This window comes from Pedobacter sp. UC225_61, from assembly GCF_044452285.1.
Lineage (GTDB): Bacteria > Bacteroidota > Bacteroidia > Sphingobacteriales > Sphingobacteriaceae > Pedobacter.
Genome location: NZ_JBIOAL010000001.1, coordinates 3,077,967 through 3,102,930 on the forward strand (window position 1 = coordinate 3,077,967; position 24,964 = coordinate 3,102,930).

At 32.6% G+C, this 24,964-nt stretch carries 27 protein-coding genes and 1 tRNA gene; 18 read left to right on the forward strand and 10 right to left on the reverse strand.

What is annotated here, in order from left to right:
* Positions 1 to 65: 65 nt before the first annotated feature.
* From ACHMWN_RS14020 to ACHMWN_RS14035, 4 genes are read left to right on the forward strand one after another with little or no spacing between them, the layout of a single operon-like run.
* Positions 66 to 839 carry a PASTA domain-containing protein gene (locus tag ACHMWN_RS14020; protein ID WP_397302229.1) on the forward strand — a complete coding sequence of 258 codons (774 nt, stop codon included), beginning with the start codon at positions 66 to 68 and terminating at the stop codon, positions 837 to 839.
* Between the two features lie 14 nt (positions 840 to 853).
* A complete protein-coding gene (gene mltG / locus ACHMWN_RS14025; protein ID WP_397302231.1) occupies positions 854 to 1,903 on the forward strand; it encodes an endolytic transglycosylase MltG in 1,050 nt (349 codons plus the stop codon).
* Entirely contained in the window at positions 1,903 to 2,313 is a 411-nt protein-coding gene (locus tag ACHMWN_RS14030; RefSeq protein ID WP_397302234.1) for an acyl-CoA thioesterase, read from the forward strand. Before mltG ends, ACHMWN_RS14030 begins: the two co-directional genes overlap by 1 nt.
* A 3-nt stretch (positions 2,314 to 2,316) precedes the next feature.
* Positions 2,317 to 3,306 carry a YihY/virulence factor BrkB family protein gene (locus tag ACHMWN_RS14035; protein WP_397302236.1) on the forward strand — a complete coding sequence of 330 codons (990 nt, stop codon included), beginning with the start codon at positions 2,317 to 2,319 and terminating at the stop codon, positions 3,304 to 3,306.
* Positions 3,307 to 3,322: 16 nt separating this feature from the next.
* Here the strand turns inward: ACHMWN_RS14035 and ACHMWN_RS14040 are convergent, their stop codons facing one another.
* Positions 3,323 to 3,691: a hypothetical protein gene (locus ACHMWN_RS14040; RefSeq protein WP_397302239.1), complete on the reverse strand. Its 369-nt coding sequence runs from the start codon at positions 3,689 to 3,691 to the stop codon at positions 3,323 to 3,325.
* 386 nt (positions 3,692 to 4,077) lie between these two features.
* Here ACHMWN_RS14040 and ACHMWN_RS14045 point away from each other — a divergent pair.
* From ACHMWN_RS14045 to ACHMWN_RS14090, 10 genes are all read left to right on the forward strand, one after another.
* A tRNA-Ser gene (locus tag ACHMWN_RS14045) sits at positions 4,078 to 4,164 on the forward strand.
* A gap of 86 nt (positions 4,165 to 4,250) precedes the next feature.
* On the forward strand, positions 4,251 to 4,568 hold the full coding sequence (locus ACHMWN_RS14050; protein ID WP_397302242.1) for a hypothetical protein: 318 nt from the start codon (positions 4,251 to 4,253) through the stop codon (positions 4,566 to 4,568).
* Positions 4,569 to 4,593: 25 nt separating this feature from the next.
* Positions 4,594 to 5,778: a DUF1624 domain-containing protein gene (locus tag ACHMWN_RS14055; RefSeq protein ID WP_397302244.1), complete on the forward strand. Its 1,185-nt coding sequence runs from the start codon at positions 4,594 to 4,596 to the stop codon at positions 5,776 to 5,778.
* Between the two features lie 146 nt (positions 5,779 to 5,924).
* On the forward strand, positions 5,925 to 6,683 hold the full coding sequence (locus ACHMWN_RS14060; protein WP_397302247.1) for an ROK family protein: 759 nt from the start codon (positions 5,925 to 5,927) through the stop codon (positions 6,681 to 6,683).
* Positions 6,683 to 7,291, forward strand: a complete 609-nt coding sequence (locus ACHMWN_RS14065) for an HAD family hydrolase (RefSeq protein WP_397302249.1) — start codon at positions 6,683 to 6,685, stop codon at positions 7,289 to 7,291. The genes ACHMWN_RS14060 and ACHMWN_RS14065 overlap by 1 nt, the downstream gene beginning before the upstream one ends.
* Before the next feature lies 1 nt (position 7,292).
* Complete coding sequence (gndA, locus tag ACHMWN_RS14070) at positions 7,293 to 8,717, forward strand: NADP-dependent phosphogluconate dehydrogenase (RefSeq protein ID WP_397302252.1); 1,425 nt, start codon at positions 7,293 to 7,295, stop codon at positions 8,715 to 8,717.
* A gap of 11 nt (positions 8,718 to 8,728) precedes the next feature.
* Entirely contained in the window at positions 8,729 to 10,243 is a 1,515-nt protein-coding gene (gene zwf / locus ACHMWN_RS14075; protein ID WP_397302254.1) for a glucose-6-phosphate dehydrogenase, read from the forward strand.
* 98 nt (positions 10,244 to 10,341) lie between these two features.
* Entirely contained in the window at positions 10,342 to 11,067 is a 726-nt protein-coding gene (gene pgl / locus ACHMWN_RS14080; protein ID WP_397302257.1) for a 6-phosphogluconolactonase, read from the forward strand.
* A gap of 66 nt (positions 11,068 to 11,133) precedes the next feature.
* Positions 11,134 to 11,982 carry a bifunctional helix-turn-helix domain-containing protein/methylated-DNA--[protein]-cysteine S-methyltransferase gene (locus ACHMWN_RS14085; protein ID WP_397302260.1) on the forward strand — a complete coding sequence of 283 codons (849 nt, stop codon included), beginning with the start codon at positions 11,134 to 11,136 and terminating at the stop codon, positions 11,980 to 11,982.
* A gap of 11 nt (positions 11,983 to 11,993) precedes the next feature.
* Positions 11,994 to 12,605, forward strand: a complete 612-nt coding sequence (locus ACHMWN_RS14090) for an alpha-ketoglutarate-dependent dioxygenase AlkB family protein (protein ID WP_397302263.1) — start codon at positions 11,994 to 11,996, stop codon at positions 12,603 to 12,605.
* Here the strand turns inward: ACHMWN_RS14090 and ACHMWN_RS14095 are convergent.
* The 3 genes from ACHMWN_RS14095 to ACHMWN_RS14105 all read right to left on the reverse strand — a co-directional run bounded on the left by ACHMWN_RS14095 (position 12,602) and on the right by ACHMWN_RS14105 (position 16,293).
* Positions 12,602 to 13,486: an exopolyphosphatase gene (locus tag ACHMWN_RS14095; protein WP_397302265.1), complete on the reverse strand. Its 885-nt coding sequence runs from the start codon at positions 13,484 to 13,486 to the stop codon at positions 12,602 to 12,604. The genes ACHMWN_RS14090 and ACHMWN_RS14095 overlap by 4 nt on opposite strands.
* 5 nt (positions 13,487 to 13,491) lie before the next feature.
* Positions 13,492 to 15,549: a polyphosphate kinase 1 gene (gene ppk1, locus ACHMWN_RS14100; protein WP_397302267.1), complete on the reverse strand. Its 2,058-nt coding sequence runs from the start codon at positions 15,547 to 15,549 to the stop codon at positions 13,492 to 13,494.
* Between the two features lie 102 nt (positions 15,550 to 15,651).
* Positions 15,652 to 16,293 (reverse strand): hypothetical protein, encoded by a 642-nt coding sequence (locus ACHMWN_RS14105; RefSeq protein WP_397302269.1) that lies wholly within the window; start codon positions 16,291 to 16,293, stop codon positions 15,652 to 15,654.
* 14 nt (positions 16,294 to 16,307) lie between these two features.
* Between ACHMWN_RS14105 and ACHMWN_RS14110 the strand changes: the two genes are divergently transcribed.
* Together ACHMWN_RS14110 and ACHMWN_RS14115 are read left to right on the forward strand one after the other, a co-directional pair.
* The gene (locus ACHMWN_RS14110; RefSeq protein ID WP_397302271.1) at positions 16,308 to 16,799 is read left to right on the forward strand and encodes a YajQ family cyclic di-GMP-binding protein; all 492 of its coding nucleotides are present in this window, start codon (positions 16,308 to 16,310) and stop codon (positions 16,797 to 16,799) included.
* A 57-nt stretch (positions 16,800 to 16,856) separates the two neighbouring features.
* Positions 16,857 to 17,300: a GNAT family N-acetyltransferase gene (locus ACHMWN_RS14115; protein WP_397302274.1), complete on the forward strand. Its 444-nt coding sequence runs from the start codon at positions 16,857 to 16,859 to the stop codon at positions 17,298 to 17,300.
* Positions 17,301 to 17,319: 19 nt separating this feature from the next.
* Here ACHMWN_RS14115 and ACHMWN_RS14120 read toward each other — a convergent pair whose 3' ends face one another.
* From ACHMWN_RS14120 to ACHMWN_RS14135, 4 genes are all read right to left on the reverse strand, one after another.
* Positions 17,320 to 18,282, reverse strand: a complete 963-nt coding sequence (locus ACHMWN_RS14120; RefSeq protein ID WP_397302276.1) for a glycoside hydrolase family 43 protein — start codon at positions 18,280 to 18,282, stop codon at positions 17,320 to 17,322.
* Positions 18,283 to 18,336: 54 nt separating this feature from the next.
* Positions 18,337 to 19,284 (reverse strand): 23S rRNA (adenine(1618)-N(6))-methyltransferase RlmF, encoded by a 948-nt coding sequence (gene rlmF / locus ACHMWN_RS14125; RefSeq protein WP_397302278.1) that lies wholly within the window; start codon positions 19,282 to 19,284, stop codon positions 18,337 to 18,339.
* Positions 19,284 to 20,597 carry a nicotinamide mononucleotide adenylyltransferase gene (locus tag ACHMWN_RS14130; RefSeq protein WP_397302281.1) on the reverse strand — a complete coding sequence of 438 codons (1,314 nt, stop codon included), beginning with the start codon at positions 20,595 to 20,597 and terminating at the stop codon, positions 19,284 to 19,286. The genes rlmF and ACHMWN_RS14130 overlap by 1 nt, the downstream gene beginning before the upstream one ends.
* A gap of 203 nt (positions 20,598 to 20,800) precedes the next feature.
* Entirely contained in the window at positions 20,801 to 21,235 is a 435-nt protein-coding gene (locus tag ACHMWN_RS14135) for an Hsp20/alpha crystallin family protein (protein ID WP_397302284.1), read from the reverse strand.
* Positions 21,236 to 21,307: 72 nt separating this feature from the next.
* Between ACHMWN_RS14135 and ACHMWN_RS14140 the strand changes: the two genes are divergently transcribed.
* Positions 21,308 to 21,796 (forward strand): acyl-CoA thioesterase, encoded by a 489-nt coding sequence (locus ACHMWN_RS14140; RefSeq protein ID WP_397302286.1) that lies wholly within the window; start codon positions 21,308 to 21,310, stop codon positions 21,794 to 21,796.
* Between the two features lie 84 nt (positions 21,797 to 21,880).
* Here the strand turns inward: ACHMWN_RS14140 and ACHMWN_RS14145 are convergent, their stop codons facing one another.
* A complete protein-coding gene (locus ACHMWN_RS14145; RefSeq protein WP_397302288.1) occupies positions 21,881 to 23,281 on the reverse strand; it encodes an FAD-binding oxidoreductase in 1,401 nt (466 codons plus the stop codon).
* Between the two features lie 2 nt (positions 23,282 to 23,283).
* Complete coding sequence (locus ACHMWN_RS14150; RefSeq protein WP_397302290.1) at positions 23,284 to 23,646, reverse strand: dihydroneopterin aldolase; 363 nt, start codon at positions 23,644 to 23,646, stop codon at positions 23,284 to 23,286.
* A gap of 126 nt (positions 23,647 to 23,772) precedes the next feature.
* On the opposite strand from ACHMWN_RS14150, the gene ACHMWN_RS14155 reads away from it, so the two are divergent.
* Positions 23,773 to 24,963: an acyl-CoA dehydrogenase family protein gene (locus ACHMWN_RS14155; protein ID WP_397302292.1), complete on the forward strand. Its 1,191-nt coding sequence runs from the start codon at positions 23,773 to 23,775 to the stop codon at positions 24,961 to 24,963.
* Position 24,964: the final 1 nt, after the last annotated feature.

Below are 24,964 nucleotides of genomic sequence, written 5' to 3' on the forward strand. Positions count from 1 at the left end.
TAATTGAGATAAAATATTTTTTTAAACTAAATTTGGACTATTATACATCTATCACTGAGAAATAAATGAGCAACTTTATTGCATATCTTAAAACAAAATCTTTCAGAAATAATCTTATTGCGGCTATATGTACAGTAATAGCCATTCTATCTATTGCTTTCTTTAGTTTACGATTTTACACTAAACACGGCGAAGGCTTAAATGTTCCTGAAGTAAAAGGACTTACACTCGCACAAGCTGTTAGTAAATTAGAAGAATTAGGACTTCGTTATGAGATTGATTCTGTTTATATAATGGATAAACCCCCTGGAATTGTGACCGATCAAGATCCAGATGCAAATACTTTTGTAAAGGGAAATAGAACAATTTACTTGACAATAAATACTTCACAAGCACCAAATGTGAAATTTCCTGATATTGAAGCTAAATCTTTTAGAGAAGCACAATCTATTTTAGAAAGTTATCGTTTAAAATTAGGCGATACTACTTATAAACCAGATGTTGCTAAAGATGTAGTTTTAGAAGCATATTTTGGTGGCCAATTAATTAAAAGTGGAGAAGTTTTACCTACTGGATCGAGAATTAACCTAACCTTGGGCGATGGCAGAGGCGCAGAAGATATTGAGATGCCAAACCTAACCGGATTTACCATTGATGAAGCTAGGTTCTCGTTAAGAGGATCAATGCTAACCTTAGGAACTATTACCTACGATGGTGTAATTACAGATACAGCTAATGCAGTAGTCATTTCACAGTTCCCATTACCGGCAGACACGGCTATAAAAGTAAAAATTGGAACACCTATAAACATCACGCTATCTAACAAACCAAAAAATTAGCAGTCAATCATAAAATGAATAACGAGAAAAGACCATTGAAAAATAATAGTAAGATTATAATAGGCATAGCAGTAATAATAGCAGCAATTGCTGGATTTTTTGGACTTCAATTTTATTCGCTCTATTTCGCACCAAATATTAGAACTAACAGTTACATCTACGTAAAAACAGGTACAGATTATAATGGATTTTTACATGATTTGTTAGAAAGTGGAGTAATAAAAAACGAAGAATCTTTTAAAGACGCAGCTGTTAAAATGAATTTGGCAAAAGCTATAAAACCAGGCCGTTATGCTGTAAAAAAAGGAATGAATAATCGCACCTTGATTAACAAGATAAAAGCTGGTAATCAAGATGCTGTAAAATTGAAATTTCAAAACATAAGAATGAAAGAAAATTTTGCCGCCTATTTAGCAAAAAATATGGAGGCCGATTCTTTAGCTTTTATTCAAGTGTTAGATTCTGCTGCTTTAGTGGAAAAATATGGGTTTAATACAGAAAATATCTATGCGATGTTTATTCCAAATACATATGAATTATATTGGAATATCAGTCCAACTGAATTCTTTGAAAAAATGCAAAAGGAATATGTTAAATTCTGGACTGATGAACGTAAAGCAAAAGCAGCAAAACTTAACTTAACTCCTATTGAGGTTTCTATTTTAGCATCTATAGTTGATTCAGAAGCGCTCTACGATAAAGAAATGCCAATTATCGCCGGATTATATTTAAATCGTTTGAACAAAGGCATTTTGCTGCAATCAGACCCAACGGTAATTTTTGCTACTGGTGATTTTACAATTAAAAGAGTACTTAATTCGCATTTAGCCTTTAATTCTAAATATAACACATATAAATATGCAGGATTACCTCCAGGACCAATCATGATGCCTAGTATTAAAGCAATTGATGCAGTTTTAAATAGAGAAGCTAACAATTATATCTACATGTGTGCTAAAGAAGATTTTTCTGGTTACCATAATTTTGCTGAAACCAGAGAGCAACATGAAATTAATGCCAAAAAATATAGAGAAGCCTTAAACAAACGTAATATCTATAAATAATGTTTGTATACGAAAGCAAAGTTAGGGTTCGCTATGTAGAAACTGATCAAATGGGTATAGTACACCATAGTAATTATGCTCAATATTACGAATTGGCAAGAACTGAATGTTTTGAAGCATGTTCTGGCATGACTTATGAATCTATGGAAGCAGAAGGAATTATGCTTCCTATTTTAGAACTACAATCTAGGTATCTAAAACCAGCATATTATAATCAGGTTTTAACCATAAAATCTATTGTAAAGGAATTACCTACCGTTAGATTAAATGTAGAATACGAAATTTATAATGAAACAAATGAACTTATTAATACCGGCAAAACCACTTTAGTTTTTGTAAATAAGCAAACTAGAAGACCTTGCCAACCACCTGAGAGTTTCATGAAAAACGTTCGTCAATATTTTAGTTAACAAATGAATTGGATACACAAACAGTTATTAAGGCTTAAAATCTATTCTCTTTTTATTGAATGGACAAAAGTTTGTGTATTACCTGGCTTTAGTCCCCTACCTATTTATACAGTAGCTACTTTCTTTTTTAAAGAGATTGGAAAAGAAGCATTAGTAAATAAAGCATCATCACTATCTTACAATTTTATGTTGGCTATTTTTCCTGCCATCATTTTCTTGTTTACTTTAATTCCATACATACCCAAAAGTATAGGCTTTCAAGACACTTTGATGTCTCTATTAGCATTGGTATTGCCAAACAATGCATTTTTAGCTTTTGAAACTACTATTAATGAAATTGTAAACATTCAAAATGGCAGTTTACTTTCTGTTGGTTTTGTATTGTCTTTATTTTTTGCAACAAATGGAGTTCATAAATTGATGGTAGCTTTTAATAAATCATCACTTATAGTAGAAACTAGAACTTGGCTGAAACAAAGATTAGTTGCAGTAATTTTAACGGTGATTATTTCCTTATCTGTAATTGTTTGCATTGTTGCAATGGCCATGGGCGAGCTTCTATTAACCTATTTACAAAAAGAGCTACATTATAAAGGTGGTATTACACTTTTTGCTATTCAGTTTACTCGTTGGACATTATTGGGTGTTTTGTACTTTATTACAGTTTCCATTTTATACCGTTACGGACCAGCCCATGCTAAAAAATGGAAATTTTTTAGTGCAGGTTCATGGTTAGCTACTATACTCGCCTTTCTTACAATATGGGGATTTTCATTCTATATCAATAATTTTAGTTCCTACAATAAAATTTATGGTTCTATTGGTACCTTAATCGTAGTTATGATTTGGCTCTACCTAAATTCATTGATTTTATTGGTGGGCTTTGAACTTAACGCAAGTGTTGATTTATCAAAAAGAAGTGTTAAAATCATTCGACCAAACTTCAATATCTTCAAAAAACCCCTTCCTGTAGAAGAAAAATTAGAGAAATAACTTCTCTCCCTTTTAATTATAGTTTCTTCAAGGATAGAAATCCGATAATAGCAAAGCCACATACGATATAACCAACATAATCATCTATAGGACAATTATTTACAAGACTGTATTGTACAATTGTTCCTGGACTACTAGTGTATCCATCACGTGTTGAGTAAATATAGCAACCCTCTCCAGTATTTACTTGACAATAAGTATTAGTACTTGCTATACGATCAGATTCATATCTATGATAGTAAGAGGGAACCCCATTTCGATTTTTTCCTTCGGGATTAATATAGGTGTACGTGGTACTACTAGACAAACAACCATTTGCGGCTTTAGCGCTAAAAGAAAGTGAACTAAAAAAGAAAATAATAAATAGGGATGAGAAAAGCTTCATTAAATCAATAGTGTTGAGAACCATTTAACGAAAAACATGCCCAACATTTACTTTAAAGAGAAAAGATTTCTTAAAAGTATAATTAATTGATTATTAATAGTTTAAAATTAATTAAAACTTATCTCAATTAATACCAATTGCGTTTATTTAGCATAACTGAGTATTATTTACCATCTATAAATCGCATATTGGGGAATATATTACTCATTTTTCTTATTTTAAATGTTAATGAATGAAAATTTACTAAACAACAATTTAATGTCTATTACAACATAAAAAAGAGAAATTATAAATTTTTATCCCTCTGTTATAAGCTTTTAGCCACTTTCTTCAAAAAAAAGCTATTCAGAGTTTGCAGATTTAATCAGAGTTTGTACTTTTGCGGCGGAGAGTTGGCAGAGTGGTCGATTGCGGCAGTCTTGAAAACTGTTGACTTGTCAAAGGGTCCGCGGGTTCGAATCCCCCACTCTCCGCATAATTAAATGCTATTAGTCGCAAGGCTGATAGCATTTTTTGTTTCATATCAAATTATTTGCTTCTCATTATTATCTTTACCCTAATGATATATGCAAATAAAAAAGTAGTTTCAAAATCTGATTTAGCTCAACAAACCGCTCAAATTATTTCCAATATTAAAGAATGGGAAAGTAAAAATTTGGTACGGCTAGAATCTGATACTGTTTTTTTATGTCCTCAACTATGGAAAAACAAAATTGCTGCCCTTAACTGGATCAATTGTTTACACCATTACTATTGCTTAAAAAAGCAACTAAAAAAATCAGACAGTTTATATTTTAAAAACATAGAAACTGATGAGCTGATGGGTTCAATGGTAAATAAAAAACCTAAAGTTTTAATATTCAATGGAATAGTGTAATTTTAGTTAACCAACCAACGCTCTTATGACAACTGCTAACAAACGCATTCTCTCTATTGACATTTTAAGAGGATTAGTGATGATCATCATGGCTTTAGATCATACCCGCGATTTTTTCCACAATGGCAGTATCATGGCCGATCCTATGAATCCAGAAACTACCACTATTTTTCTGTTTTTCACCCGTTGGATAACTCATTTTTGTGCACCTACATTTGTTTTTTTATCAGGAATATCTGCATATCTTTCCTCACAGAATAAAGAACCAAAACAAGCAAGCAATTTTTTAATTAAAAGAGGACTTTGGCTCATAGTTGTAGAGATCGTATTAATTACATTGGGCTTAACCTTTAACCCTCTTTACAATTTCATTATTTTACAGGTAATTTGGGCAATAGGCTGTAGCATGGTTTTATTAGGTATATTGAGTAGAATTTCTCACCAACTAGTTCTGATAGTTGGATTTCTCCTATTTTTTGGTCATAACATTTTCAATTATCTTCAACTACCAGCTCCAACTACTTTTAGTGGTGGTTTAATATCAATTTTATTTACTACAAGTGGCACAATCATTCCGTTAGATAGCAATCACTTTATAGGTGTCTTTTATGCTATTTTACCTTGGACTGGTGCTATGTTTTTAGGATTTTCTATTGGGCATTGGTACACTAAAGAATTTGATATAAAAAGAAGAAAACAACTATTATTTTATAGTGGATTAAGTTTATTTCTATCTTTTATCATTTTACGTTATTTTGGTTTATATGGAAATCCGACTCAAAGGATTGTCTATGATAATTCATTTAAAACGGTTTTTTCTTTTTTTAATGTGAGCAAATACCCACCATCATTACAATATTACGGTATGACTTTAGGACCAGCGCTAATGCTGCTTTCTGGATTAGAAAATGCAAAAAATTGGTTAGCTAAGATTACAATGACTTATGGAAAAGTTCCATTCTTTTATTACGTTTTACATTTCTATATTCTTCATTTTTTATTAGTTATAGTTTTCTTTGCCAGTGGTTATGGTGTAAAGGATATTGCTACTCCACAAGTACCATTTTTATTTCGTCCAGCAGCATTAGGGTATAATCTACCTATTGTTTATTTACTTTGGCTTAGCGTAGTTGCAATTTTGTATCGCCCTTGTATTTGGTTTCAAAAATACAAAGCCACACATACACAATGGTGGCTTAGCTATTTATAAGATAAATCGTGTTTTAATCAACATTTTTAAGCTTTTGTTAATAATTAACGGCTAACTTATTACATAAATATTACGGCTAAGCTACTTAATGATTGTATTTTTGTTAATCGATGATGAGCAACAAATTTTATAAATCTATTTAGCTTATGCCATTACACAATAAGGTTCCACAGGGAGATATTTTATCAATTGACATAGGCGGAACTAACATCAAAGCATGTTTATTAAGTCCAAAAGGGAAATTATTAACTGATTTCAAAAAAACACCAACTCCTAAAAAATCAACTCCAGAAGCTGTTTTAAAAGGCATAAAAAAACTTACAGCAGATTTTAAATCTTTTGAGAAAATTTCTATCGGCTTTCCAGGTTATGTAAAAAATGGAATTGTACAAACTGCACCAAATTTGGCCGAAAATAAATGGGTTAATGTAGATCTTGCTCAACAAGTAAGTAATTTGTTTGGTAAGCCCGTACGATTAATAAATGATGCGGATCAACAAGGTTTAGGCATTGTGAGCGGCAAAGGTTTCGAAATTGTATTCACACTAGGCACAGGTTTTGGCACTTCGCTTTTATTCGATGGAGAATTACTTCCTCATTTAGAATTATCTCATTTACCAGTTAATAAAACTGATGACTATGATGATTTTATTGGCGATAGAGGTTTTCATAAAGTTGGTAAAAAGGAATGGAACAAGCGCTTACAGTACATTATAGAAGTTTACAAAACAGTTTTCAATTACGATAAGTTGTATATCGGAGGAGGAAATTCTAACGAAATTAATTTCAATTTAGATAAAAACATCAAATTAGTTTCTAATAAAGATGGCATTAAAGGCGGCGCAAAGCTATGGCTTGCCAAAGAAAAATATCATGTTCACACTACTTATCCGCAGAAAAAATAATGAAACACGTTAAGTTACTTTTCTTAGATATTGGAGGTGTACTTTTAAGTGATGGATGGAACCATAAAGCAAGAATGCAAGCTGTTGAAAAATTTGGGTTAGAACCTATTCAATTTCAAAAAGATCATGCTGTAGCTTTCCCTTTATTCGAGAATGGAAAATTGAATTTAGATCAATATTTAGATGCTGTTATCTTTAATGTAGACTGTCCTTTTTCTAAAGAGGAATTTAAAGAGTTTATGTTTTCAAAATCTGACCAGTTACCTGAATTTTTACCTTGGTTAATTGATTGGAAAAAGAAAAACAACATTAAAATTTTCTCTATTAACAACGAGGGAAAAGAATTTAACGATTATCGAATTAAGAGATTCAAACTACACGACTGTTTTGATGCTTTTATTTCCTCATGTGAAGTAGGCTTTTCTAAGCCAGATCCATCTATTTTTAAACTCGCATTAGGGATTGCACAAGAAGAACCACAAAACTGCTTATACTTTGATGATAGGGCCATTCATGTAGCAATAGCTAAACAAATGGGAATTAATGCGCATGTACACAAGAGTTTTGAGCAGAGTAAACTAATTTTAGAAAGTATAAATAAATCATAAAATGAATAACGATAAAAAAGCACAATACACCTTCGGAATGGTTGGTTTAGGAACTATGGGTCGTAATTTGCTATTAAATATGGCCGATAATGGATTTGCTGTTACTGGCTACGACAAGAGTGAAAAAATGCTTCAAATTTTTGAAGAAGAAGGCAAAGACCATAACCTAAAAGGATTTTCAGAGATTAAAGATTTTGTACAAAGTTTACAAACACCTCGTACAATTATACTTTTAGTACCTGCTGGAGCAATTGTAGACAGTGTAATTTTAGAACTTCAACCCTTATTGGATGAAGGTGATATCATTATTGATAGTGGAAACTCTCATTTTACGGATACTAGCAGAAGAGCGATTGAGTTAAAAGAAAAAGGTATTCATTTCTTCGGAATGGGTATTTCTGGGGGTGAAGAAGGGGCTAGATTTGGTCCTAGCATGATGCCAGGTGGCGATAAAAAAGCATATGCAGTTGTTAAAAAGATGCTTGAAGCAGTTTCTGCCAAAGTTAATGGTGAACCTTGTGTAACTTACATTGGGCCAGGTGCTTCTGGTCACTTCGTAAAAATGACGCACAATGGTATTGAATATGCGATTATGCAATTATTGGCAGAAACGTATGAAATTCTTAAAAATGGATTAGATTACGATAATGCTCAAATTCAAGGCGTATTTGAAAAATGGAATAATGGTCGTTTAAAGTCATTTTTAATGGAAATTACTAAGGATGTATTTCTTTTTAAAGATGTTAAAACAGGCAATTTATTGGTAGATGAAATTAAGGATGAAGCAAAATCTAAAGGAACCGGTAAATGGACTTCACAAGTTGCAATGGATATTGAAACCCCAATTCCGATAATTGATTCTGCAGTATCTACAAGAAATTTATCAAAACTTAAAAAACTAAGAGTTGAGCTTGATGAGGCTTATGGTCCATCAGAAAAAATGAAAGCTACAGCAGATTTTATCGATGATTTAGAGGAAGCTTTCTATTTCGCAATGGCAAATGCCTATGCACAGGGTATGCATTTGTTATGGAAAGCATCTATCGAGTATAAATATGATTTAAACTTATCAGAAATCGCGAAAATTTGGCGTGGTGGATGTATAATTAGAGCTGAATTTTTAGAAGATATTTATCAGGCTTATAAAAAACAACCTGATTTAGAGCATTTATTTGCTGATGCGGGTATTCAAGTAAAAATAAAGAAGAGTTTAAAAGGCACAAGAAATGTGGTTTCATCTGCAATTAATGCAGGTATTGGCATTCCTTGTTTTGCTGCTGCCCTAACCTATTTTGATACTTTAAAAACAGGTAGAATGCCCTCTAATTTAACACAAGCTCAAAGAGATTTCTTCGGTGCGCATACATTTGAGCGCATAGATAGCGAAGGAATTTTTCACGCAGATTGGAACGAAAAGAATTTATAAAGACTACTAAGATGAAGAAAAAAAGCAAACTTAATCCAACCATATTTGTAATTTTTGGTGGCACAGGCGACTTAAACAAAAGAAAACTTGCTCCTGCTTTATATAACTTATTTACAGAAGGTTATATGCCAGAAAAATTTTCAATTATTGGGACTGGTAGAACAAAATTTACTGATAAGAAATACCAAGAAGTTATTTTAGAAAATGTAAATGAATTCTCTAGAAATGGAAAAGTTAAAAAAGAAACTTGGAGCTCTTTTGAATCTAATATTAAATACTGTCCAACAGATATTACTACTCCGAAGACTTTTGAAAACTTAAAAGAAACAGTAGAAAAATTGCAAGCTGATTTTGGTAAGGAAACACAAATTATTTACTATTTGGCTGTTGCGCCTAACTTCTTTCCACTAATTGCTGAGTGTTTATGCAAATATAAATTAACTGAAGATGAAGATAACAGTAGAATTGTTATTGAAAAACCATTTGGCCACGATTTAGAGAGTGCAAAAGAGTTAAATTTATTATTAAGCAAAATTTTCACTGAAAAACAAATCTATCGCATAGATCATTATTTGGGTAAAGAAACCGTTCAAAATATGATGGCTTTCCGTTTTGCTAATTCCTTATTTGAGCCATTATGGAACAGAAATTATATTGAGCATATTCAAATTTCAGTAACTGAACAACTAGGTGTTGGCGATCGTGGTGGTTATTACGAAGGTGCTGGTGCATTGAGAGACATGATCCAAAATCACTTATTACAGTTACTATGTTTAGTAGGTATGGAAGCTCCTATTTCATTTGATGCAGATGAAATTAGAGATAGAAAGGTTGAAGTTTTAAGAGCGATGCGACCTTTTAAACCTGAAGAAATTAGTTCTAATGCAGTTCGTGGACAATATAGTAAAGGTTGGGTAGAAGGGAAAGAAGTACCAGGATATAGACACGAAACCGGTGTAGACGCACATTCGAATACCGAAACCTTTGCTGCAGTTAAATTTTTTATCGACAATTGGCGTTGGCAAGGAATTCCTTTTTACTTGCGTACAGGGAAAAGGATGAACCAAACCTCCTCAATAATTACGATTCAATTTAAAGATGTTCCTCATCATATCTTTTCCGCAAGAGCTACTGAAACTTGGCAACAAAACCGCTTAATTATAAGCATACAGCCAGAAATGAGTATTCGTTTGCAGGTTCAAGCAAAAAGACCAGGCGTAAAAATGGTTCTAAATCCGGTTGACATGGTATTTGACTATAAAGGTACATATGATACAGATACACCAGAAGCTTACGAAACTTTACTGTTAGATGCAATGAATGGGGATCAAACTTTATTTATGCGAGGTGATCAAGTAGAGGCAGCTTGGGAATTGGTAATGCCAATTATAAATACTTGGGAAAGCAAAAAATCTTTAAATTTCCCTAATTACCAAGCAGATAGTTGGGGACCAGAAGATGCAGAGGCATTAATCGCAAGAGACGGTTTCCATTGGTTTACATTACCATTAAAGGATAAAGAATAAATTAGTATAAACTTCATTGCGATCAAAGCGAAGCAATCTTTCCTACAAGATAGATTGCTTCGTCGTTTTACTTTTCGCAATGGTGATAAATTAAAAACATGAACTTACACATCTTTAAATCTGTAGCAGAATTAAATGAAAATCTAATTGCTTATGTAATTGAAATTGCAAATAAAACAATTACTAGCAAAGGTAGATTTGATTTTGTTTTAACTGGTGGAAATTCTCCAAAAGAACTTTATAAAGAATTATCAACTACTTTTAAAGATAAAGTTGATTGGACAAAGGTTTATTTCTTTTTTGGGGATGAAAGATATGTTTTACCCGAACATAAAGATTACAATGGATTAATGGCCAAGGAAAATTTGTTTAATAACCTACAAACTCCCGAAGATCATATTTTCTATATCGATACTACTTTGCCACCAGTAGATTCTGCAAAGGCTTACAAAGCAGCTTTAGACAAGCATTTTAATGGTGAAGAAATTGTATTTGACCTTATCCTTTTAGGCATGGGAGACGATGCGCACACTGCTTCTATTTTCCCTGAAACTGAGTTAGTAAAAAGTATTCATCCGACAGTTGAAGCTGTTTGGGTAGAAAAATTAGATACTTTTCGTATCAGTTTAACTGCACCCTTAATTAACAAAGCTAAAAATATTGCTTTCATCACCTTTGGAGAGAATAAGGCGAATGCCTTAAATCATGTAATTGCCGATGAGCAAAAAGATTATTTTATTTATCCAGCACAGCTGATTAAACCCTTAAATGGTAATTTAGATTGGTTTGTTGATGATAAAGCAACGAGCTTTCTTGACTTATAAAAGAGCAACTTTCGGGTTTCATTAGGTTATATGGCGAACTACCTTTGATGTATCAAAAGAATTAAAATGAGTACACAAGAGCAGTTAAATTATTATCGTATTGCAGAAGCAATTAGCTATTTGCAAGAGAACTTTAAAGCACAACCAGAGTTAGACGAAGTAGCCAAAAGAGTAAACTTAAGCCCTTTTCATTTTCAAAGATTGTTTACTGAATGGGCAGGAGTTAGTCCTAAAAAGTTTCTGCAATATCTGAGTTTATCATACGCAAAAAACATCTTAAGAGATCAACAATTGACTTTATCCGATACAGCTTTTGAAACTGGCTTATCTAGCACTGACCGCTTACACGATTTATTTATAAATATTGAAGGAATGACACCTGGAGAATTTAAAAATGGCGGGGCAGATTTAGCGATTAATTACGAATACTACTCTACTTCATTTGGTAATTTATTAGTCGCTTCAACAGCTAAAGGAATTTGTTATATGGCATTTGCCGATGATGAAAATAATGCTTTTAGCGAAATTAATCAGCAATTTCCTCAAGCTAAATTCAACAAACAAAAGGATACCATACAAAAAGCTGCATTACCTATTTTTAATCAAGATTGGAATGAAGCAGCGGAAGTAAAATTGCATTTAAAAGGCACAGCGTTTCAACTAAAAGTTTGGGAAACATTATTAAAAATCCCGAAAGGAAATTTTACGACTTATGGTGCAATTGCAAAAGCAATCGGTAATCCTAATGCATCTAAAGCAGTGGGTTCTGCTATTGGCGATAATCCTATTGCGTTTTTAATTCCTTGTCATCGAGTTATCCAGTCTTCAGGTAATTTTGGGCAATATCATTGGGGACAAGTCCGAAAAAGTATGTTATTGGGTTGGGAAGCTGCTCAAATTGCAAATGCTATTTAACTAAAAGAAAAATGGATTTATTTAGCACCGAATTAGATCAAACCCTGAACCTTTTGCCATACGAGGGAACTGTAAATTATTACGGCAAGATTATGCCAAATTCACTAGCTAATCAATATTGTGATAGTTTATTAAAGACTATAGAATGGAAACAGGATGAAGCCATAATTTTCGGAAAACACATTTTAACCAAAAGAAAAGTAGCGTGGTATGGTGATAATAATTTTGAATACACCTACTCGAATATCACTAAGCAAGCATTAATTTGGACGAAGGAATTATTAGCCTTAAAAACTTTAGTTGAAGAAAAATCTGGCGAAAAATACAATTCTTGTCTCCTTAATCTATATCACAACGGTGATGAAGGAATGGCGTGGCATAGCGATGGCGAGAAAGATTTAAAGAAAAATGGAGCTATCGCTTCTTTAAGTTTTGGGGCTGAACGGAAATTTTCATTTAAACATAAAACGACCAAAGAACGGATTTCTTTGGTTTTAGAAAATGGCAGTTTATTGGTGATGAAAGATACTACACAAAAGAATTGGTTACATCGGTTACCGCCAACTAAATTAATTAACAAGCCAAGAATAAACTTAACTTTCAGAATGATGGTTGAGCATTAAATCTCCAAATTTTCTTCAATTAATAAATTGATAATACCATCAACCATACCCACTTTAGGTACATAAATTTGCTTAATTCCTGTCCATTTCATTAAAGTAAGGTAAATTTCACAAGCTGGAATAATTACATCTGCCCTATCCTGATTGAGTTTCATCAGCGTAATACGCTCTTTTAGCGAATACGAATTAAGTTCGTTATACAACGTTTTCAGTTTCAAGAACGTAAGTGGCATATCCTCTTTTTCTCCAGACATGCGGAACAATTTATTGATGTTTCCACCAGTACCAATACCTGCTAAATTCTTTAAATCTTTGGTATGTTCTTTTACCCAAACTTTCATATCTTCCCAAGTTTCATCTTTATCTTGGTTATCTAAAATACGGATGGTACCAATGTTGAATGATTTTGAAGCAAGTGGTTGTTTGTTTACAAAAACAGAAAGTTCTGTACTACCACCACCAACATCAATATACAAATAGCTCTTTTTTGAATCTAAATTTTGTTCAATATGATTTGAATAAATAATATTAGCTTCACGTTGACCTTCAATAATTTCTAAATCTATATCTGTTAAAGCCTTTATTTTCTTTATAATATCTCTCCCATTTTCTGCTTCACGCATAGCGGATGTTGCACAGGCTAAATATTTCGAAACATGATAAACATCCATTAGATTTTTAAAAGCGCTCATGGTTTTCACTAAGTCTTCTGTCTTTTTTGCTGATATTTTATGATCTAAAAAAGCATCATCACCTAAGCGCAAAGGCACCCTAACTAGTGTATTCTTTTTAAAACCATAACCATTATCATTCAATGTAATATCAGCAATTAGCAATCTAACAGCATTAGAGCCTATATCTATGGCAGCGTATCGTATCATGAGCGTTATTGATGTTTGTTTTTAAGGTAGTTATAGGTTTGTACTTGGGCTCTTATTTTTGTTGTTAAACGATTTTTATGATATTTATTATTATTCAGTCGATTTATATCTCGTGCTTTAACGTTGTCTTGTAACTGAAATTCGATAATATCTCTAATTTCCTGCTTCACTCCTTCATCTAAAACCGGAAATCCAACTTCAACTCTATGTTCAAAATTGCGGCTCATTAAATCCGCCGATGAAAGAAACATTTCCTCTTTACTATTATTTCCAAAAATGAAAACTCGGGCATGTTCTAAAAATTTATCGATAATACTAATAATGGTAATGTTTTCACTGAATCCTGCAACACCAGGCACTAAGCAACAAATTCCACGTACAATCAACTTAATTTGAACACCTGCATTGCTGGCATCATATAATTTTTGAACAATTCCTTCATCAGCCAAACTATTCACTTTTAAAATCATGTAAGCAGGCTTACCAGCTTTTGCAAATTTGATTTCTCTATTAATTAAAGCATAAATTTTGTTTCTAGAGTCTAACGGCGAAACGATTAAATGTTTAAAATCTTTAGCTACAGTGCGTTTATTTAACGCATTAAAAAGCTTAAGTAAATCGGAGGTAATTTCTTTTTTCGAAGTGAAAATACTGTGATCGCAATAAATTCGAGCAGTTTTTTCGTTAAAATTACCGGTTGCCAAATTTGCATAATACACAGCTCTTCCTCTTTCCATCCGTTTTACTAGGCAAATTTTAGAATGCACTTTATAATCTGTTAGACCATAATTAACATTTACCCCTTCTTCCATTAATCTATTTGTCCAAAAAATATTGGCTTTTTCATCAAATCTTGCTTTTAATTCAACAACACAATTCACTTTTTTACCATTTTTGGCTGCATTAATTAATGCGTTGATTACTTTAGAATTTTCCGCAAGACGATAAAGTGTAATGTTAATTTCTGTTACTTTAGGATCAATCGCTGCTTCACGAAGAAATAGAATAATGTAATCGTACGATTGATAAGGTAAATTCACCAGGTAATCACGATTGGCAAGTTTATTAAAAATACTTTCAGTTCTGTGTAAACCACCTACCTTAAGTGGCTCGTTTACTGCATATTCTAAATCTTTTGAACCAACATTTGGAAAAGCAATAAAATCACCAAAACGATGGTAACGGTTACCAGGAATTAGTCCTTCAGCTTCAATTTTTAATTTAGTGACTAAAACACTCAACATTTCAAAAGGCATTTGCGTATCGTACAATAATCGCATTGGTTTGCCTTTTTTACGCTTATCGAGACTGGTTTTTAATTCCTCAATAAACTTATCGCTTATATTTTTATCGATGTCAAGTTCGGCATCTCTCGTTAGTTGGATAGAAAATGCTTGCATTTCATCATAATTAAACACATAGAAAATATCATCTAAGCAGTATTTAATAATATCTTCTGCTAAAATGATAAATTTCAATCCATTAGTCTCAGGTAAAACTAAAAATCGAGGTAAATTCTCAGGCAATTCTATCAAAGCAAATTTTTCGCTCTTTTTGCCTGTTTTTTTTGTTAAACGTACAAAAAAGTACAAATAACGATCTTTTAGCTCAGGAAAAGGATCATCCAAATCAATCATAATTGGAACCAGATTGGATAGAATTCTATCTCTAAAATGGTTTCGTACAAATTCCCCTCTTGATACGTTGAGTTGAGTATCGTTTAAAATGAATATCCTATTTTGAGCTAATTCGTTAATTAGCGTGGCTTGAAAGATATTTTCGAATTTTCGTTCGTGTTTAACAACAATATTTTTGATTTCGTTTAGTACTTTTTTTGGATTAAAGCCTAATAATGCTTTTGCTTTATCGTTTAAGTTAACTAATCGACTTAATGTAGCTACTCTTACTCGATAAAATTCTTCGAGGTTTGACGAGAAAATAGAAAGAAATTTAATGCGCTCAATTAACGGAACCGTTTCATCTGCAGCCTCCTGCAAAACTCGTTCATTAAAATATAGCCAACTTATTTCTCTATTTAAAAATGGTAGCTTCTTTTTAGCCATGTATAAAAATCAAAAAAATCTCCCGAGTAATCGAGAGATTTCCAAATCTGCAAATTTTAGTGTTAAGTTAGTGTTAATTAATAGCTAATTTGACACTTGAATTTACTTTGTGCTCGATGTATTTTTTTTAGCAGGAATAGCTTTAGCTGTAACTTTCTTAACAGGATTATTTGCAACCGCCTTTACAACTGGTTTTTTTTCGCTACTTACTGTTGTTTTTGTTTTATTTGCCATAGCCTTAGTTTTAGTTACCGCTTTTCTTACTGGTTTTTTAAGCACAGCAGCTGCCTTTTCTTCGGTTTCAATACTTGCCACTTTTACACTTGATGCAATAGGTTTAGCTTTAGCAACTGCTTTTTTAACTACTTTAGTTACAGATTTATCTACCTTTTTCATCAGTTTAGATGCATCTTTTTTAGCTAATTTTATTTTTTTAGGTGCAGCCTTTTTTGCAGCTGAAACATCTTCAATTTTATGTCCAACTGCTTCTTTCATTTCATTAAATTTCTTAGATAGCTTTTTAGCAGCTACTTTACTAGCTTTTGCAATATCTTCTGCAATTATTTCTGCATTATGACCCAAGCCTTTGACTGTTTCTAAAAACCTTGCTGTTAAAGTTTGTTCAAGCTGCTTCTTCGCTGCTTTCTTTGTTATTTTTTTCTGAGCTGTTGTTTTATTGGTTTTCATATATTTTTTCGCGTTTTTTGTATGGTAATTATTATTAAATCTATTATTTTTTATCAATTAAAGCTAAAATTATGCCCACTTTCGATATCGTAAGCAAAGTAGATGCACAAACACTAGATAATGCCATCAACAATGCAAAAAAAGAGATTTTAAACCGTTATGATTTTAATGGTTCGAATAGTACAGTAGAGTTAGATAAAAAAACGAACGTCATAACTATTGTAACCGAAGATGATATGCGTTTAAAGGCCATCACTGATTCGATTATCTCTCGTATGATGAAACAAAATTTAGACCCAAAAAGTTTGGATTTCGGGAAAGATATTGCTGCATCTGGCAACATGATTAGAAAAGAACTAAAAATTAAAGAGGGAATTGATAAGGAAGCGGCAAAAAAAATTGTTGCTAAAATTAAAGACAGCAAACTAAAAGTTCAAGCTTCTATGATGGATGATCAAGTTCGTGTGCAAAGCAAAAGTATTGATGATTTACAAAAAGTAATTTCGTTATGCAGAGGAGAAGATTTTGGGCAGCCTTTACAATTTATTAATATGAGAAACTAATTAATTTAAGCATTTGGTCAATGGCCCATAGACTATCGACTATTTACTATATTTTAAATGGAAATTAAAGAAAACGGTTTCATATTCTCCGATGATAGCAATTTAGTTTATATAACTGCTGTTCATCATTATTTAAGCACACAATCTTATTGGGCAAAAAGCATCCCGTTAGAACTGGTCAAAAAATCTATTGCTAATTCCTTGTGTTTCGGAGTATATAAAGATGGTAAACAAGCTGGTTTTGCTCGTTGGGTTACAGATAGGGCTACTTTTGCTTATTTATGTGATGTGTATATTGAAGAACAATTTAGAGGATTAGGATTATCTAAAAAACTAATGTCATTAATGATGTTTCACCCAGATTTACAGGGTTTAAGAACTTATACTTTAGGAACATTAGATGCACATGGTTTGTATGAACAATATGGCTTTAAAGCTTTAGCATCTCCTGAAAGAAGAATGGAAATTGTAGTTAAAGATATTTATCAAGCGAAAAGTTAATACTTTGAATAACAATTAACTACAATTTATTTTTTTTCACTCCTTCTTTTGTAATCTTTACAGGGTTAATCAATCCATCCTTATCAAAAGACATTTCATCTATACAGGTTACACGATGATTCCCATCCTTCTCACCCAACGGTCTGCGATGATAAACAATATAATATAAATCTTTTTTAGCATCATGTATTACAGAATGATGCCCTGCTCCAGTTGCAATGGTAGTATCTTGTTTTAATATTCTACCAATACGTTTAAATGGTCCTAATGGAGAATCAGCCATTGCATAAGCAACAAAATAATCTGGTCCTGTCCAACCGCCTTCACTCCACATAAAATAGTATTTTCCATTTCTAATGAACATGAAAGGACCTTCTACATATCCTTCTGGAGTGATTTCTTTAAATGTACTACCATCAGCATAAGGAATAAACCCTGTAAAATCATTATTTAATTTAGCAATATTACAATGCGACCAACCACCATAAATTAAGTAATACTGATTGTCTTTATCTTTAAATACAAATTGATCAATTGGTTGCGCTTTATTATAAAACTTATCGATTAATGGTTTTCCCAAATGATCTTTAAAAGGTCCATCTGGTTTATCTGCCACTGCTACACCAATTCCACCAATTTCTTTATCGCTTTGAATATCATTTGCGCCAAAAAATAAATAGTATTTCCCATCTTTTTTAGTAATTGATGGAGCCCACATCGCTTTACTTGCCCATTTAATGGCTGATGTATCTAGAATTTTTTCATGCTTCGTCCAAGTAATTAAATCCTTTGATGAAAAAGCATCCATAAAAACCTGCTCTTTATATTTAGCCGAATAGGTTGGATAAACCCAATATGTTTTACCAAATATTTGAGCTTCTGGATCAGCATACCAGCCTGGAAATATGGGATTTCCTGATGTTTGTGCTTGAGAAAATAAAGGTAGCACAAACAAGAAAAAGATAAATCGATTTAGTTTCATACTGCAAGATAAAAAAATTGATTTAATAACAGATGTCGATTGTGAAGAATGAAACTACCAGTTTTTAATCCACTCTTTTTGTTGGTTTTCATCTAAGAAAGTCCAAGCCACAACTCTAGTGATTTTATTTCCTGTCGACATTTCGCTTGTTCTAATTTCTAATACATCAGCTCTTTTTAACATTGCATAAATAGAGGCTAAATTCTCACTCTTAGAAACTAAACTGGTAAACCAAAAACATTGATTTTTATAGGATTTACTTTCCTCAATCATTTTTCCAACAAAAGCAACTTCACCACCTCTTGTCCATAATTCACTGTTTTGTCCACCGAAATTAAGGATAGGTTTAGTGTAATTTTTATTGCCTAAATTTCTATTTTTCCGTTGTGAACCAGCGTTTGCTTCTTCGGCTGATGCGTGAAAAGGAGGATTACAAATAATTAAATCAAAACGCTCTTCTTTATGAATGATTGTTTTAAATATTTCATTTTTAACCAATTGAGATCTAATTTCTATTGCATTTTTTAAAGAAGTGTTGACATCAACAATATTTTTAGCAGAACGAACAGCCATATCATCAATTTCAGAACCTACAAAACTCCATCCATATTCTTGATGACCAATTAATGGATAAACGCAATTTGCACCTACACCAATATCTAAAGCTTTTATCTTTTTACCAGTTGGAATATGTTGATTATTACATGAAGCTAATAAATCTGATGCGTAGTGGATATAATCTGCTCTGCCTGGAATTGGTGGACAAAGGTATCCTTCTGGGATATCCCAAAACTCTATTTGATAAAAATGTTTTAATAGGGCTTTGTTTAATACTTTAACCGCATTTGGGTTGACAAAATCAATTGATTGATCACCATATTTATTTATGGAAACAAAATCTTCAAGCTCTGCACACGAATTAATTAACGCTTTAAAATCATACCTCGAACGATGCTTATTTCTAGGATGTAAAGTGCTTTTTTCTTGCTTAAACTTTTCCATTAAGCCGTTTTAACATCTTCTTCGCTATAATCCTTAATATCAGTTATATATCCATTAATCAGTAAGAAATCAAACAATGGTTTTGCGTCTGGAGTTACAGGCATATTTTCAGTAGAAATAACTGTATTCGTCTTTTTATCCATAAAAGGATAAGCGAAAAGTTTTACGTTTTGTGTAAACATATCACTTACATAGGCTAACAACTGACTTGAATAATTATCACCGAAATTTTTAGAATTGAAAACGAATTTAAGGTTATTTATATTAGTTGAAATTCCAACACTTTTAGGTTTGCAACGCCCTAAATATTTAGCTAATCTGTTGTGCCGAGTAAAATTAGAAACAATTACTAAATTTCCTGTTTTACACATATCCTCTGCCCTTTTAGCTACAAATTCCAAATCAATATCATCAGGTGTTTCTTGCTCGTTTGTTAAAACGTTAGTTAGTAAAACCTCAATCATTACTGCAAGATTTCCATCTTCAACAGCATTGGTGCGCTTAAATTGATCAGTCGCCTTATTAAATAAATTAAAGTTAGGTAATGATTTCTGACCATATTTAGTCCTTAAAATCATAATATCTTTTTTATATAATAAATCTTTCGCTTGGCGAGGATGACCATCTGCATCAAAAATAGCGGCTGCAGAAAAATCTTTCATAATTAAATAAAGATTTAAAAGCGTATTATTTACCTCTCCAAAAGCTGGTCCTTTTACTGAAATTAAGTCAATTTCTACCGATCCAACAGTTAAATTATCTGCTAATGACTCTATCATTACCTTAGGTTCATGGTAATGGTAAAAAGCTGCATACACCAAGTTCACACCAATAATGCCTAATACGCGTTGCTGCATATTCACGTCAGTATCTAATAACCGAACGTGGAAAAATATTTCGTTTGGTAAACCTCCTGGTTCATTTTGAAAACGTATTCCTACCCAACCATGAGGCTCATTTGTACGTTTAAAATTTAAGGTAGTAACAGTATCAGCAAATGCGAAAAAAGTACGATTATCATATTTTTCACCCAACAATCGTTCGTTAAGCAACCCAAATTCATGGTCGAGCATTCTTAAAAGTCTATTTTGACTTACATATCTACCAGAAGCTTCTGCGCCATAAATTGCATCACTAAAAGTCATATCGTACGCCGACATGGTTTTAGCAACTGTACCAGAAGCGGCGCCAGCTGTAAAAAAATTACGTGCTACTTCTTGCCCTGCACCTATTTCTGCAAATGTTCCATAAATTTGTTCATTTAGGTTTATTTTTAAGGCTTTACGCTTGGTATCAAGGATTTCTCTTTCCATGCTGCAAAAATAACAAAAATCATTAGTTCAATTGTATTAATTGGTTCAATAGTTCAGTAGCGTCAGTGGTTCATTAGTTCAATTGACTAAGCACTAAACCTAATTAACCAATGACTAATGAACCTAATCGGCTATAAAAAAGATAAGGGCAACATCTTTCGATGCGCCCTTATCAACCTTAAACTCAAAATCAAACTATTGTATTATGAAACTACAATTTCTTTATGTGCTTCTTTAGCTTCGTCTTTTTTACCAATGGTGATGGTTAAAATTCCGTTTATATATTCTGCACTAATTTTTTCTGCATCAATTCCTTCTGGTAATACAAAAGATCTTGCGAATGAACTATATTCAAACTCTTTACGTGTATAATCTTTTTGTACATCTGTATTTTCAACTTTTTTCTCTACCCAAACAGAAAGATTATCTTTTTTAAGATCAATTTTAAAATCTTCTTTATTTAAGCCTGGAGCAGCAACTTCAATTTTGTAATCGTTAGCATTTTCATAAATGTTTACATTAGGCACCTTATTTACACCGTAATTTTTATTCAATGCATCACTAAACAAAGAATCGAAAACATTGTTAAAGTATGGTGCTGTGTTTCTTGTTTTGTTGTTAAATTTTACTAAAGTCATTTTTAAATCCTCCGTTATATATTTTTAAATTATAATTGCTAATATTCAAACCTCATTCCAACCTAAAATTTTATGTTTTTTAAGACATTTTGGCGTAAAAAAGAAAAACAAACAGACAATAAGTCAGTTTCATTGGGTCACATAGACAGTTTTAAGTATAAAACGACTATTGAAATGCGTTTCGCAGATTTAGATATGTTGGGACATGTAAACAATGCTGTTTACTTTACTTACATGGAAATTGGGCGAACAAAATATTGGAATCATGCTATAAATTGGGATTGGCACAAAACAGGTGTGATAATTGGCCAGGCATCAATTGATTATCTTGCTCCTCTTTTCTTAGGTGATAAAATAACGATGTATGTACGTACCTCCCGAATTGGAACTACAAGTTTTGATTTGGAATATTTGATCGTAAAAGATGTAAATGGTAAAGAAGTTACTTGCAGTAAAGGAAAAACAGTTTGTGTGGCTTTTGATTATAGCTCAAAAAAACCTGTTCAGATACCCGAAAGAGAAAGAAATAAAATGATGGAGTTTGAGCAACTCGCTGGCTAGTTTGTTAGACGATTAGTTTTTTAGATTTGGTTGATTTATTGACCACTAATTTATTCCAATCAACCAAATCTAAAAATCAACAAACTAATTAAATATCTTACCCGGATTTAAAATTCCTTTTGGATCAAAAACCTGTTTAATATTACGCATTAAATTCAGATGAATGTCGCTGTACTTTATTGGCATATAGTCTCTTTGAACCAAACCGATTCCATGTTCACCAGATATTGTTCCACCTAGAGCAGTGGTTAATTCGAAAATTTCTACTATTCCATCTTTTAATTTATGGTTCCAATCGTCATCACTCATGCCACTTTTAATAATATTGATGTGTAAGTTCCCATCTCCTGCATGCCCATAACATACACTTTCGAAACCATATTTAGCCCCAATTTCTTTAATTCCATGTACTAATTTCGGCAATGCTGCTCTTGGAACTACTGTATCTTCTTCTTTATAAACAGAATTTGATTTTACAGATTCAGCCATAGTTCTGCGCATTCGCCAAATTTCTTCTTTTTGTTGTGCCGTATCAGCAAAAAGAACATCAGTACAACCAAATTCTTCCAACACCATATTGACTTTTTCACAATCTTTAAATATCGTATCTAAGTCATCACCATCAAATTCAATCATTAAAAATGCATTTATATCATCTTTCAAGTCAAATTTAATATCATCGAATTTTATCACCCATTCCACTCCTTTTCTTTCCATAAATTCTAAAGCAGATGGTGTAATGCCAGCTCTAAAAATAGCCGAAACTGCTGCACAAGCCTGTTCATTCGTAGCAAAAGAACCTAACATTAATACTGTCTGACTAACTGCTGGAATCAACTTTGTTACAATTTTAGTAACCACAGCTAAAGTGCCCTCAGAACCAATCATCAACTGTGTTAAATTATAACCCGAAGCATATTTTAATGTATTGGCGCCTGTCCAAATTACATCACCATTTGCTAGCACAATTTCTAAATTAAGAATATATTCACGAATCGTACCGTATTTAACCACTCTTGGACCTCCAGAACCGTGCGCCACATTTCCACCAATAAAACATGAACCTTTACTGCTTGGATCCACAGGATAAAGCAATCCTTTTTCAGCAACTGCATTCATAAATTCTTCAGTAATTACGCCAGGTTCGACAGTTGCTTGTAAATTTTCGGTATCGATATCTATAATGGCTTTAAACTTTTCCATAGACAATAAAACACCGCCAAAAATTGGCAAAGCAGCTCCACTTAAACCTGTGCCACCGCCTCTTGGCGTAACTGGAACATGATATTGATTACATATTTTAAGCAAAGCTGAAACACTCGCAGTATCATTTGGTTTAACCACAACTTCAGGAAAATATTTCAGATCTTCCGTTTCATCATGAGCATAATTCGCTAACGATTCATTATCAACAAAAACATTTGCTGCACCAATAGCATTTTCAATTTCTGCTAAAATAGCGCTGTTTATTTTAGTGTATTCCATTTTTATTTTGAAGAAGTATAAGTCAATTGAACAAAAGAATGGCCAATTTCACCTGGCATTGGTGGATGTAGTTTTTTAATTCCAACAACAGCAGTAGTTATAAATGGATAGATTTTAATTAATTCATCTATTATATTTTTAACAACCGTTTCTAGCAATTTTTGAGTGTCTTGCATAGCTGATATAAGAATTGAGTTGATCACCTCGTAATTTACTGTTTGATTCAAATCTTCAGTATCGACAGATGGAATAAAATTTACCTCAACATCTACAGAAAAATGACTTCCGGTGAGCTGTTCTTCAGGATAAAATCCGTGAAAAGCATAAAATTTAACATCTTTTAAGGCGACAGTTTGTACAAACATTAGGTTTAGCTAATTTAAAGCAATAATATGTAGCAAAATTAATTTTTTTAACGGTTTTAACTAGTCATTATAGTAAATTATTACCTTTGGTTTTACCGAAAAGCATAAACCAAATAGTTATAAAACATGAATAAATCAGCCAAGAAAGATCTTTACGAAGCACCAGATTATTATCAATTAGACGAACTTTTATCAGAAGAACACCTTTTAATTCGCTCAACTGTAAGAGATTGGGTTAAAAAAGAAGTAAGTCCTATCATTGAAGATTATGCGCAAAGAGCTGAATTCCCAAAACATTTAATTAAAGGCTTAGGAGAAATTGGTGCTTTTGGACCCACAATTCCGGTTGAATATGGTGGAGCAGGTTTAGATTATACTGCTTACGGTATTATCATGCAAGAAATTGAACGCGGAGATTCTGGAATTCGTTCTACCGCATCTGTTCAAGGTTCTTTAGTAATGTATCCTATTTATGCTTATGGTACCGAAGAGCAACGTAAAAAATATTTACCAAAATTGGCTACAGGCGAATTAATGGGCTGTTTTGGTTTAACAGAACCAGATCATGGCTCAAATCCTGGTGGAATGGTAACTAATATTAAAGACAAAGGCGACCATTATCTTTTAAACGGTGCTAAAATGTGGATTTCAAATGCTCCGTTTGCAGATATTGCAGTAGTTTGGGCTAAAGATGAAGAAGGAAAAATCCGTGGAATGGTAGTAGAACGTGGTATGGAAGGCTTTAGCACTCCAGAAACTCATGGTAAATGGAGTTTAAGAGCATCTGCTACTGGCGAATTAGTTTTTGATAATGTAAAAGTTCCAAAAGAAAATATTTTCCCAGATATTAAAGGATTAAAAGGACCCTTAGGTTGTTTAAATCAAGCTCGTTATGGTATTGCCTGGGGAGCTTTAGGCGCTGCAATGGATTGCTATGATACTGCTTTACGCTATTCTAAAGAGCGCATTCAATTCGGAAAACCAATTGGTGGATTTCAATTACAACAAAAGAAATTAGCCGAAATGATTACAGAAATCACAAAAGGCCAGTTACTAGTTTGGCGTTTAGGGGTTTTAAAAAGCGAAAATAGAGCAACCTCTGAGCAAATCTCGATGGCAAAACGTAATAGCGTTGAAATTGCTTTAGATATTGCTCGTAATGCTCGTCAAATGCTAGGCGGAATGGGTATAACTGGAGAATATTCGATTATGCGTCACATGATGAATTTAGAATCTGTGGTCACTTATGAAGGGACTCATGATGTACATTTATTAATAACGGGAATGGATGTAACCGGATTAAATGCCTTTAAATAAT

Excerpts from the sequence above, each read along its gene's own strand:
- ACHMWN_RS14020 (WP_397302229.1), top strand. The coding sequence starts at position 66 with ATGAGCAACTTTATTGCATATCTTAAAACAAAATCTTTCAGAAATAAT.
- mltG (WP_397302231.1), top strand. The coding sequence starts at position 854 with ATGAATAACGAGAAAAGACCATTGAAAAATAATAGTAAGATTATAATA.
- ACHMWN_RS14030 (WP_397302234.1), top strand. The coding sequence starts at position 1,903 with ATGTTTGTATACGAAAGCAAAGTTAGGGTTCGCTATGTAGAAACTGAT.
- ACHMWN_RS14035 (WP_397302236.1), top strand. The coding sequence starts at position 2,317 with ATGAATTGGATACACAAACAGTTATTAAGGCTTAAAATCTATTCTCTT.
- ACHMWN_RS14040 (WP_397302239.1), bottom strand. The coding sequence starts at position 3,691 with ATGAAGCTTTTCTCATCCCTATTTATTATTTTCTTTTTTAGTTCACTT.
- ACHMWN_RS14050 (WP_397302242.1), top strand. The coding sequence starts at position 4,251 with ATGATATATGCAAATAAAAAAGTAGTTTCAAAATCTGATTTAGCTCAA.
- ACHMWN_RS14055 (WP_397302244.1), top strand. The coding sequence starts at position 4,594 with ATGACAACTGCTAACAAACGCATTCTCTCTATTGACATTTTAAGAGGA.
- ACHMWN_RS14060 (WP_397302247.1), top strand. The coding sequence starts at position 5,925 with ATGCCATTACACAATAAGGTTCCACAGGGAGATATTTTATCAATTGAC.
- ACHMWN_RS14065 (WP_397302249.1), top strand. The coding sequence starts at position 6,683 with ATGAAACACGTTAAGTTACTTTTCTTAGATATTGGAGGTGTACTTTTA.
- gndA (WP_397302252.1), top strand. The coding sequence starts at position 7,293 with ATGAATAACGATAAAAAAGCACAATACACCTTCGGAATGGTTGGTTTA.
- zwf (WP_397302254.1), top strand. The coding sequence starts at position 8,729 with ATGAAGAAAAAAAGCAAACTTAATCCAACCATATTTGTAATTTTTGGT.
- pgl (WP_397302257.1), top strand. The coding sequence starts at position 10,342 with ATGAACTTACACATCTTTAAATCTGTAGCAGAATTAAATGAAAATCTA.
- ACHMWN_RS14085 (WP_397302260.1), top strand. The coding sequence starts at position 11,134 with ATGAGTACACAAGAGCAGTTAAATTATTATCGTATTGCAGAAGCAATT.
- ACHMWN_RS14090 (WP_397302263.1), top strand. The coding sequence starts at position 11,994 with ATGGATTTATTTAGCACCGAATTAGATCAAACCCTGAACCTTTTGCCA.
- ACHMWN_RS14095 (WP_397302265.1), bottom strand. The coding sequence starts at position 13,486 with ATGATACGATACGCTGCCATAGATATAGGCTCTAATGCTGTTAGATTG.
- ppk1 (WP_397302267.1), bottom strand. The coding sequence starts at position 15,549 with ATGGCTAAAAAGAAGCTACCATTTTTAAATAGAGAAATAAGTTGGCTA.
- ACHMWN_RS14110 (WP_397302271.1), top strand. The coding sequence starts at position 16,308 with ATGCCCACTTTCGATATCGTAAGCAAAGTAGATGCACAAACACTAGAT.
- ACHMWN_RS14115 (WP_397302274.1), top strand. The coding sequence starts at position 16,857 with ATGGAAATTAAAGAAAACGGTTTCATATTCTCCGATGATAGCAATTTA.
- ACHMWN_RS14120 (WP_397302276.1), bottom strand. The coding sequence starts at position 18,282 with ATGAAACTAAATCGATTTATCTTTTTCTTGTTTGTGCTACCTTTATTT.
- rlmF (WP_397302278.1), bottom strand. The coding sequence starts at position 19,284 with ATGGAAAAGTTTAAGCAAGAAAAAAGCACTTTACATCCTAGAAATAAG.
- ACHMWN_RS14130 (WP_397302281.1), bottom strand. The coding sequence starts at position 20,597 with ATGGAAAGAGAAATCCTTGATACCAAGCGTAAAGCCTTAAAAATAAAC.
- ACHMWN_RS14135 (WP_397302284.1), bottom strand. The coding sequence starts at position 21,235 with ATGACTTTAGTAAAATTTAACAACAAAACAAGAAACACAGCACCATAC.
- ACHMWN_RS14140 (WP_397302286.1), top strand. The coding sequence starts at position 21,308 with ATGTTTTTTAAGACATTTTGGCGTAAAAAAGAAAAACAAACAGACAAT.
- ACHMWN_RS14145 (WP_397302288.1), bottom strand. The coding sequence starts at position 23,281 with ATGGAATACACTAAAATAAACAGCGCTATTTTAGCAGAAATTGAAAAT.
- ACHMWN_RS14150 (WP_397302290.1), bottom strand. The coding sequence starts at position 23,646 with ATGTTTGTACAAACTGTCGCCTTAAAAGATGTTAAATTTTATGCTTTT.
- ACHMWN_RS14155 (WP_397302292.1), top strand. The coding sequence starts at position 23,773 with ATGAATAAATCAGCCAAGAAAGATCTTTACGAAGCACCAGATTATTAT.